Below are 1313 nucleotides of genomic sequence, written 5' to 3'. Positions count from 1 at the left end.
TGCCTCGTCCTAAAATAAGTTGACACAAACCCAGTGTCACCATTATGAATAAAGGACAATTTCGAGTTAGTAAACGTACTCAAAAAGATTACAGTTTATCATTCAGATTACAGGTTGTAGATGAAATTGAAAAAGGGCATTTGACTTATAGCCAGAGTCAAAAGAAGTATGGTATTCAAGGTAAAAGTACTGTTTTGGTATGGTTAAGAAAACATGGAACTTTGGATTGGAAAAGCAAAGCTCCCATGAAAAAGAAAGCACCGCCAAAAACTTATATTTCTCAGCTGGAAAAGAAGATAAAACTACTGGAGGCAGAGAAAGAGATATTGAACCGGGCTATTGATATAGCCGATGACATGCTCCATACCGAAATAAGAAAAAAGTACTTACCCCTGTCGCAGGCAGCTTCCGACAAGCAGGGGCAAGAAAACACTCAATCGGAACAATAGCCTCTACATTGGGTTACAGCCGTCAGTATGTATATAAACAGCAAAAGGATACAGCAAATGAAACTAAGAAACAGGAAGCAGTAAAAAGATTGGTAGATAGAGAAAGAAAACAACTACCAAGACTGGGTACCCGTAAAATATATCATCTGATTAAAGAAGATATGCTGAAAAATGGTTTAAAACTGGGTCGTGACAAACTCTTCAACCTGATGCGGCATTATGACCTGCAGATCAAGCCACGCAGGCGTTATACACAGACTACGATGAGTAAACATTGGTTGAGAAAATGGCCTAATATCATTAAAGGTAAAACCGTACAATATCCCGACGAGGTTTGGGTAAGTGACATAACTTATATAAAAACAGAAGAAGGTAATTGTTATCTCAATATGATTACTGATGCGTATAGTAGAAAGATCGTGGGATATGCTGTTGATGACAATATGGAAGTGGAAAGCATGATTGCTGCATTGAAAATGGCAACAGGACAAAGAAAATGCCCGATGGCAGCTACTATCCATCATTCAGACAGAGGGTTGCAATATTGCAGTAAAGAATATGCCTTACTAACCTCTAAAAACAATATCTGTTTAAGTATGACAGAGAATGGAGATCCTTATGAAAATGCATTGGCTGAAAGAATGAACAGAACAATTAAAGAAGAATTTGGAATGGACAGGAAAATGAAAAACAAACAACAGGTAAAACAACTTGTGGAAGAAAGCATACTTTTATACAACAGTAAAAGACCTCACCTGGCATTAAAAATGAAAACGCCAGATGAGATTTATCAAACAAAAACCCCGGCTACTTGAGGCAACCGGGATAATTTTAAAATCTGTCAACTTATTTAAGGACTATTCA

Annotated in this window: 1 protein-coding gene and 1 pseudogene; both read left to right on the top strand. The window is 37.2% G+C overall.

Features of this window, described 5'->3' with window-relative positions; genetic code table 11:
- Nucleotides 1–44: 44 nt before the first annotated feature.
- Nucleotides 45–230: pseudogene (locus ACQ334_RS24555) on the top strand (hypothetical protein); the annotation flags it as partial.
- 227 nt (nucleotides 231–457) lie between these two features.
- Nucleotides 458–1264, top strand: coding sequence for an IS3 family transposase (locus ACQ334_RS24550; RefSeq protein WP_430990924.1), 807 nt, complete (start codon nucleotides 458–460; stop codon nucleotides 1262–1264).
- Nucleotides 1265–1313: the final 49 nt, after the last annotated feature.

It is taken from the genome of Ferruginibacter sp. SUN106 (assembly GCF_050611765.1).
GTDB lineage: Bacteria > Bacteroidota > Bacteroidia > Chitinophagales > Chitinophagaceae > Ferruginibacter.
The sequence above is the reverse complement of the archived record's forward strand: the minus strand, read 5'-3'. Positions and strand labels throughout refer to the sequence as shown.